The sequence below is a fragment of the Pseudomonas sp. KB_12 genome, assembly GCF_052114545.1.
Classification (GTDB): Bacteria; Pseudomonadota; Gammaproteobacteria; order Pseudomonadales; family Pseudomonadaceae; genus Aquipseudomonas; species Aquipseudomonas brassicacearum.
In genome coordinates this window covers 319,595-327,786 of the sequence record NZ_JBFREY010000007.1, presented here as the reverse complement: position 1 = coordinate 327,786, position 8,192 = coordinate 319,595, and the positions used below count along the sequence as shown (strand labels likewise).

The following is an 8,192-nucleotide window of genomic DNA, read 5'->3' as shown; positions in this document are numbered from 1 at the left end:
GATCAAGATCAAGATCAAGATCAAGATCAAGATCAAGATCAAGATCAAGATCAAGATCAAGATCAAGATCAAGATCAAGATCAAGATCAAGATCAAGATCAAGATCAAGATCAAGATCAAAAGATCGCAGGCTTCGCCAGCTCCTACAGAACCCAGCGGGAGCAAGCTCCCTCGCCACAGGTGTTTTGTTAACCCAGGCTCCCAGTCCAGCAGCGGACCTTGTTTATCCAGATGTAGGAGCATTCGGGATCGGGCTACGTTGTCTTGCGCCGTTGCCTACAACTGCGCCAGAATCCGCCGGCTTGTGCGCCTTGGGCCAGGGCTCTATCGTTTCTGGGTCGCTGATTGAATCAGCGATCGGGTTTGGTAGCCCGGCTTTTGACTTGTCGCATAGCCCTTGTCATACAGTCCATTTCGGAACTGTTTTATGGCGGTCATGCGCAGGGCGTCTTCGGACGCGCCGGTTCTCCAAGTCACCGGTCTACCAACCCGCGTATGGCCGCCACCCTTCGTTTGGTAGCGAGAGTGATGGCTCCATTTTTCGATTTGGAGATTCAACCATGTTCAAACCAACACCCAACCCACCGGACACCGATCCAGCCAACTCAAAAGCGTTCGACAAAGCCGCCGACCGCATCCTCGATCACTACCTCAAGCCCAAACCCAACAAACCCGAGGCCGATCCAGGCCAGCTCTTCACCGTCGCCCATGGCGTCGACACCGAAACCCTGCTCGCCAACCTCAGCTAAACCCTGGCCTCGGCCAATGCCATGGTCAGTGACCTGGCGTTCGACCAGGAAGGTCCCAGGCGCCACATTATCCTGGGTATCCAGCAACTGATCGAGCTGGGCGCATTGCTGGCGAACCGCGCGCTGGATAACGTCGAAGCACGCTAGCCTTCATCACAAAAGGCCTGTATTTGATCGTTCCCACGCTCTGCGTGGGGATGCATCCCGTGACGCTCTGCGTCACATCCCAGAAGCGGAACGCGGAGCGTCCCTGGCGGCATTCCCACGCGGAGCGTGGGGACGATCGACTGGAGTATGCCCGGCTATTCCCTGGACAATCCCCTCCCCCAATCCCCGCCTATACTTCTTTGCCAATCCCCCCGGGGCCTGCACTTCCAACAATAAAAAGCAGAGGTGGAACATGGTCTGGCAACAAGTCTACGATCCCTTCGGTAATGCAGTGCTGTCGACGCTCCTGGCGGCGGTTCCGGTGGTGGTGATGCTGGCGTCCCTGGCGTTCTTTCATGTCAAGGCGCACCTGGCGGCGTTGATGGCCTTGGCCTCGGCCTTGCTGATCGCGATCTTCGCCTTCGGCATGCCCGCCGGCATGGCCGGTTCGGCGGCACTTTATGGCGCGGCCAACGGGCTGCTGCCCATTGGCTGGATTGTCCTCAACATCATCTTTCTGCACCGGCTGACCACCGAGAACGGCTCGTTCAAGGTCTTGCAGGATTCCCTCGCACGCATCACCGACGACCGGCGCCTGCAATTGCTGCTGATCGCCTTTTGCTTCGGTGCGTTCTTCGAGGGCGCCGCGGGTTTCGGCACGCCGGTGGCGGTGACCGGGGCGATCCTGATCGGGCTGGGTTTCTCCCCCTTGGCCGCCTCGGGCCTGGCGCTGATCGCCAACACTGCGCCCGTGGCGTTCGGCGCCCTGGGCACGCCGATCATCACCCTGGCCAAGGTTACCGGGCTGGATGAAATGGAGTTGTCGATGATGGTCGGTCGGCAGTTACCGTTTTTTTCGGTGATCGTGCCGTTCTGGTTGATCTGGGCGTTTGCCGGGTGGCGCAAGATGCTGGAAATCTGGCCGGCGATTCTGGTGGCCGGTGTCAGCTTCGCCGTCCCGCAGTTCCTGGTGTCGAACTACCACGGGCCGATGCTGGTGGATGTGATTGCCGCGCTGATTTCCATGGCCTGCCTAACCGCTTTTCTCAAGGTCTGGAAACCGGCCACGGTGCATACGTCCGCAGCGTTGTCGGGACGGGTCGATGATTCGAAAATCGACGCCAGCGAAGATGAAAAACCGCAGGCCAGCGGCACCTTTTCCAGTGATGCGCAACCGGCTGTGCTACGGGCCTGGATGCCATGGATCATCCTTACGGTCTTCGTGTTCGCCTGGGGCACCCAGGGTTTCAAGAACCTGTTCGATACCCGCCCGGCGCTGGACCCGCAGACCCAATCGGCCAAGCTTGATCCCCAAGGCAAACCGATGCGTGAGGCCAACCCGATCTTCTCGCCCCTGGTGACCTTCGGCACCATCCACCAGCAGATCGAGAAAGTCCCGCCCGTGGTGCCCCAGCCTAAAACCGAGGAAGCGGTCTACAAGTTCAACTGGTTCACCGCCACTGGCAGCGGCATTTTCCTGGCGGCGATTCTCGGTGGCTTGCTGATGGGCTATTCCATCCCGCAACTGCTGCACCACTACGTGCGAACGCTCTGGGTGGTGCGCTACTCGCTGATCACCATCGTGGCGATGTTGGCCCTGGGGTTTCTCACGCGCTACTCAGGCCTGGACGCGACCATGGGCCTGGCCTTCGCCGCCACCGGCATTTTCTACCCTATGTTCGGCACCTTGCTGGGCTGGCTCGGCGTGGCGCTGACCGGTTCGGACACGGCGTCCAACGTATTGTTTGGCGGCTTGCAACGAGTCACATCCGAGCAGTTGGGCCTGAGCCCGGTGTTGATGGCTGCGGCCAACAGTTCCGGCGGGGTCATGGGCAAGATGGTCGACGCCCAGTCGATCGTGGTCGCCTCCACCGCCACCCGTTGGTACGGTCACGAAGGCGAGATCCTGCGCTACGTGTTTTTCCACTCGGTGGTGCTGGCGATTCTGGTGGGCGGGCTGGTGACGTTGCAGGCGTATGTGGCGCCGTTCACGCATATGGTCGTCGGCGGACATTGATAGATAGGGACGTGAGGGTGTGCTTTTGTGGCGAGGGAGCTTGCTCCCGCTCGGTTGCGCAGCGACCGCAAAAAACGGGGCCGCTGCGCGCCCCAGCGGGAGCAAGCTCCCTCGCCACAGGTGAACACCTTCAAAACCGATTGGCGCCCTACCTTTAAAGCAGGGTGTTACTGAACGTTTTTCAGCTTGACCACATCACCGGACACCGAGGTGGTGTAGCCGGTCAGGACCCAGGCCCAGAACCAGTTTTCCTGGACTTGGGTGTTGATCATGGCGTCGCCGCCCTTGGCCTTGATTGCCGCGTCCTGGGCACGCACGAAACGGTTGTTCTGGCGAATCGGGATCACGCCGAACAGCAGCAGGCCGGTGGCCTTGGCTTCGCTGTGGCCGACAACGGTGTATTGGCTGCTGTCGTATTGCTGGGTTTTCATCGGGGTGCCGGTGCAACCCGCCAGGGCCAGGCCGAACACTGCGCAGGCGACAACTTTGCTGATGTGGTTCATTGAATACTCCATGAGAAAACGCCCGGGATCCGTCTCTCGGGCGGCGCGTACTCTAACCGATCAGCAACAAATTGACATTATCCCCGCAATCCGCAAACCGCCTGTCAGGCTCACCCCAGAGCCATCCGTCAGATGTCCCTCCAGCGGAACAATTCCCTGTCGATACGCTGAAAACAGCGCCATGGACGGCTCGCGCACACCCCGGCTGAATGCGTATGAGCGCCAGCCTGCCAGAGCTTGTAACCATGATCGACCTGACCGTCTGGAACATCACGCTTCCTATACAGACACCCGCCTTGACCGTTGCGACCAAGGCCGTTCCAACGCTGCGCAACCAGTACTTCACCAACACCGGTGACAAAATCGTGTTCTGGGCGCCGGTGACCGGTTCTCATACCGGCAAAAGCGAGTACCCACGCTCCGAGCTGCGGGAAACCTCGAAAGACGGCAAATTGCGCAACTGGCGTTACAACAGCGGCGTCAACACCCTCAAAGGCACCCTGGCCGTGAACCAGGTACCTTCCGCCGGTCGTGTGGTTGTCGCACAGATCCATGCCAAGGATGCCCCCGCCCCCTTGCTGAAGCTGGTATACCGCTTTGTCAAGGGCAGCGGTAACCTGGACGTCGAATACCGGGTCAAACCCAAGGACCCGAAAAGCCCGGTGATCTTCACCGTGCCGAACGTGGCCTTGAACAAAGTCTTCACCTACTCCTTGCAGATAGACAAACAGGGCAAGCTCACGGTCCTGATCAACAACCTCGGCAAGCAAGTGAAGCTCGACCCGTCCTGGTACGGCTACAACTTCTATTTCAAAGCCGGCGTCTACACCCTGGACAACGTCGGCTATTCCAACGAAGGCGGAAAAGTGACCTACACCAAGCTGGACGTGAGCCATCAATGACTGACGCCCAGCCTCTCTTCTGCTTCAGGCCTTTGATGGCGCGTTAACCACCTGCCGGCCGCTGAAGGAAAACAGGAAACAGGCGAACACCACCAACGCGAAACCGGCCGGGAACAGCCAGATGCTTTTCCAATCGTGGCCGCCCTCCAGGACAAAGTGATCGGTCACCTGCCCCGCCACCCAGAAACCGACCAACATCCCCACGCCATAGGTCGCCAGGGTAATCAGGCCCTGGGCCGAACTGCGCAAATGCTTCGGCGCCTTGGCATCGGTGTAGATCTGCCCCGAGACAAAAAAGAAGTCGTAGCAGATGCCGTGCAGGGCAATGCCGGTAAACAGCATGAACGCCAGGTCGCCGTTATTGCCGTAGGCGAACAACAGGTAGCGCAGCGCCCACGCCAACATGCCCACCAACAGCGCCAGCTTGATGCCGAAGCGCTGGATGAACAGCGGCAACAGCAGCATGAACAACACTTCCGAGACCTGCCCGATGGCCATCTTCGCCGTTGGGTTGGTCATGCCGGTTTCGGCCAGGAACGGGTTGGCATTCTGGTAATAAAAGGCCAAGGGAATGCAGATCAGGATCGAGGCGATGAAGAACACCAGGTAGCTGCGGTCCTTCAACAGCCCCAATGCATCCAAGCCCAACAGCTGCTTGATGCCACCACCGCTCGCCTGCTCCTGGAGCGGCGCCGTGGCCGGCAGCGTGAAGCTGTAGAGCCCCAGGACCAGGGAAGCGACGGCCGCCATCAGGAACGTATTGCGCAAGCCGCCTGCCGAGATCGCTTCACGCGAATCCCAGGCGAACACAAAACTGATCACCACGCCCGCGACGATCCAGCCAATCGTGCCCCACACCCGGATGCGCGAGAACTCCAGCGCCGGGTCGCGCATTTGCCGGAACGCCACGGAATTGACCAGGGCCAGCGTCGGCATGTAGACCACCATGTACGCCAGTACATACGGGTAGAACACGCTGAAATCCGCCGCCGAATACAACTGATACAGCAACACCGCGCCCAGCAGGTGCAACACCGCCAGGATCCGTTCGGCATTGAAGTAGCGGTCGGCGATCAGGCCGATGACAAACGGCGCAATGATCGCCCCCCACGACTGAGTGGAAAACGCCATGCCGATCTGCCCGCCGCTGGCGCCCAGCGTGCTGGAGAGAAATGTCCCCAGGGTGACGAACCAGCCACCCCAGATAAAAAACTGCAGGAACATCATCACGCTGAGGCGTGCGTTCATCGTGGTCATGACAGTCACCGTTTTATTGTTGTTCTTGTGAAAATGAAAAACCTTGCGCCGCTTTTGTGGCCTGCTTTGTGGGCTGCCTGCTTTTGTGGCGAGGGAGCTTGCTCCCGCTCGGCTGCGCTGTAGGAGCTGCCGAAGGCTGCGATCTTTTGATCTTTCGCTTAAGGCTCATGTATCCGGGAAAGATCGCAGCCTCGCTTCGCTCGACAGCTCCTACAGGCCCAGCGGGAGCAAGCTCCCTCGCCACAGGGGCTTTGTGTTGCGCGGGCTACCTCAAAAGGCCCAACAACCGCCGATTGGAATCCTCATCCGCCGTGACGCTGGCGAAGTCATCGAACGCCTTGCCAGTCTTGCTGATCATGTGCCGCTGGATAAACGCAGCGCCTTCTGCCGCACCCTGTTGCGAATCCTTCAGGCAGCACTCCCATTCCAGGACCGCCCAACCGCTGAAATCGTATTGGGTCAGTTTGCTGAAGATCGATTTGAAATCGATCTGGCCATCGCCCAACGAACGGAACCGCCCGGGCCGATCGACCCAGCCCTGGTAACCGCCGTACACCCCGGAACGGGCATCGGGGCGGAACTCGGCGTCCTTGACGTGGAACATGCGGATGCGCGCGTGGTAGCGATCGATGAAACCCAGGTAGTCCATCTGTTGCAGCAGCAGATGGCTGGGGTCGTAGAGGATCGCCGCCCGTGGGTGGTGATCGACGGCCTCCAGGAAGCGCTCGAACGAGGCCCCGTCGTGGAGGTCTTCGCCGGGGTGGATCTCGTAGCACAGGTCCACCCCCGCCGCGTCGAAGCAGTCGAGAATCGGCAACCAGCGCCGGGCCAGTTCGGCGAACCCCTGCTCCACCAGGCCCGCCGGGCGCTGCGGCCAGGGATAGAGATACGGCCACAGCAGCGCGCCGGAAAACGTCGCATGGGCCTTGAGACCCAGCCGCTGGCTGGCGCGGGCGGCCAGCTTGAGTTGCTCGATCGACCACTCGGTGCGCGCCTGGGGCTGGCCGCGCAGATGGGCCGGGGCGAAGTCGTCGAACAGCGCGTCGAACGCCGGGTGCACCGCCACCAACTGGCCTTGCAGGTGCGTCGATAACTCGCTGATCTCGACACCGGCCTGGGCGCAGGTGGCCTTGAGTTCATCGCAATAATCCTGGCTCTCGGCGGCCCGGGCCAAGTCGATGTACTGCGTGCCCGACGTTGGCAGTTGAATGGCCTTGTAGCCTTGCGAAGCGGCCCACTGGGCGATGTTGGCCAGGGTGTCGAACGGCGCTTCGGCGGACATGAATTGCGCCAGGAAAATGCCTGGGCCACGCAGGCCGCTCGGTGTCTTGTCGAGGGTATTCACAACAGGGATGCTCCGGTTTGCACGGCGGTCCACTTCGTCTCGCCACGGTGGTTGAGGATGGCGGCCTCAATGAACGCCATGCCCCGCAAGCCGGTCTCGATGCCGGGTACTCCGGGGGCGTCGGGGCCTTCGACATGGCTGCGAATGGCCTGGGCGAAATCGCCGTAGAGGTTGGCCATGGCCTCCAGGTAGCCCTCGGGATGCCCGGCCGGCAGGCGCATACGCTGGGTGGCCGCCGCGCACAGCCACGGCTGGCCGACGCCGCTACGCAAGATGCGCAGAGGTTGGTCAACGGCGCGATGGATCAGGCTCGCCGGTTCTTCCTGGCGCCACTCCAAGGCGCCCTTGTCACCGTAGACGCGAATCTTCAGCGGGTTCTCTTCGCCGGTGCAGACCTGGCTCGCGATCAACACGCCGCTGGCACCGCCCGCCATCTTGAACAGCATCGCGGCGTCGTCATCCAATTGTCGGCCCGGGATGTGCGTACCCAAGACGGCGCATAGCTGTTGGATAGGCTGGTCTGCGACGAATTCGGCCAAGGAAAACGCGTGGGTGCCGATGTCGCCAATGCATCCGCCCAGGCCGGACTGCCCGGGGTCGTCGCGCCACTCGGCCTGTTTATTGCCCTGGGCGGCGACATCCTGGCTGAGCCAGCCTTGGGGGTACTCGACCAGCACTTTGCGCACCTGGCCGATCTCGCCCGAACGCACCATCTCCCGCGCCTGCCAAACCATGGGATAGCCCAGGTAGGTGTGGGCCAGGCCGTAGAGGCAACGGCTGCCTTGCAGCACCTCCCTGAGGGCCAGCAACTCGTTGAGGTCCAGCGCAGCGGGTTTCTCGCTGAACACATGGAAACCGGCTTTCAAGGCCTGGCTGGCAATGGGCGCATGAAGATGATTGGGCGTGACGATCACCAGCAGTTCCATGCGTTGATCAAGCGGCAGCAGCGCTTCGGTGTCGAGCATCTGCTGCCAGTCGTGGTAGCAACGGGACCCGGCCAGGCCCAGGGCCGCGCCGGTCTGCCGAGTGTTGCGAGGGTCGCGGCTGAATACGCCGCAGACCAGTTCGAAACTGCCGTCCAGGCCCGCAGCCTGACGATGGGCCTGGCCGATGAACGCGCCCTCTCCACCGCCGACGAAGCCCATTCTTATTTTCGGTGCTACAGGATTCATCGCGATTGTCTTCCTGTCTGGATGATGATGTAACCGGTTACATCATGGCGGAAATCTAGGCTCAGTTTTCCTGCGTGTCAAACCCCACGAGGTTACGCAT

Annotated in this window: 7 protein-coding genes and 1 pseudogene; 4 read left to right on the top strand and 4 right to left on the bottom strand. The window is 60.9% G+C overall.

The window, feature by feature from the left end; all coding sequences use genetic code 11:
• From AB4Z20_RS08250 to AB4Z20_RS08240, 3 genes and pseudogenes are all read left to right on the top strand, one after another.
• Positions 1-192, top strand: a 192-nt coding sequence (locus AB4Z20_RS08250; RefSeq protein ID WP_442089675.1) for a hypothetical protein, incomplete at its 5' end; no start/stop codon positions are given.
• Between the two features lie 368 nt (positions 193-560).
• A pseudogene (locus AB4Z20_RS08245) lies at positions 561-896 on the top strand (DUF6124 family protein).
• Positions 897-1,149: 253 nt separating this feature from the next.
• On the top strand, positions 1,150-2,913 hold the full coding sequence (locus tag AB4Z20_RS08240; protein WP_253476171.1) for an L-lactate permease: 1,764 nt from the start codon (positions 1,150-1,152) through the stop codon (positions 2,911-2,913).
• 167 nt (positions 2,914-3,080) lie between these two features.
• Here AB4Z20_RS08240 and AB4Z20_RS08235 read toward each other — a convergent pair whose 3' ends face one another.
• Positions 3,081-3,416 (bottom strand): hypothetical protein, encoded by a 336-nt coding sequence (locus AB4Z20_RS08235; RefSeq protein WP_100264074.1) that lies wholly within the window; start codon positions 3,414-3,416, stop codon positions 3,081-3,083.
• 245 nt (positions 3,417-3,661) lie between these two features.
• Between AB4Z20_RS08235 and AB4Z20_RS08230 the strand changes: the two genes are divergently transcribed.
• Positions 3,662-4,318, top strand: coding sequence for a polysaccharide lyase family 7 protein (locus AB4Z20_RS08230; RefSeq protein WP_442089674.1), 657 nt, complete (start codon positions 3,662-3,664; stop codon positions 4,316-4,318).
• A gap of 24 nt (positions 4,319-4,342) precedes the next feature.
• Here AB4Z20_RS08230 and AB4Z20_RS08225 read toward each other — a convergent pair whose 3' ends face one another.
• From AB4Z20_RS08225 to AB4Z20_RS08215, 3 genes are all read right to left on the bottom strand, one after another.
• Positions 4,343-5,575, bottom strand: a complete 1,233-nt coding sequence (locus AB4Z20_RS08225; RefSeq protein ID WP_442089673.1) for a nucleoside permease — start codon at positions 5,573-5,575, stop codon at positions 4,343-4,345.
• A gap of 265 nt (positions 5,576-5,840) precedes the next feature.
• A complete protein-coding gene (locus AB4Z20_RS08220) occupies positions 5,841-6,920 on the bottom strand; it encodes a sugar phosphate isomerase/epimerase family protein (protein ID WP_253476177.1) in 1,080 nt (359 codons plus the stop codon).
• On the bottom strand, positions 6,917-8,092 hold the full coding sequence (locus tag AB4Z20_RS08215) for a Gfo/Idh/MocA family protein (RefSeq protein WP_442089672.1): 1,176 nt from the start codon (positions 8,090-8,092) through the stop codon (positions 6,917-6,919). The genes AB4Z20_RS08220 and AB4Z20_RS08215 overlap by 4 nt, the downstream gene beginning before the upstream one ends.
• Positions 8,093-8,192: the final 100 nt, after the last annotated feature.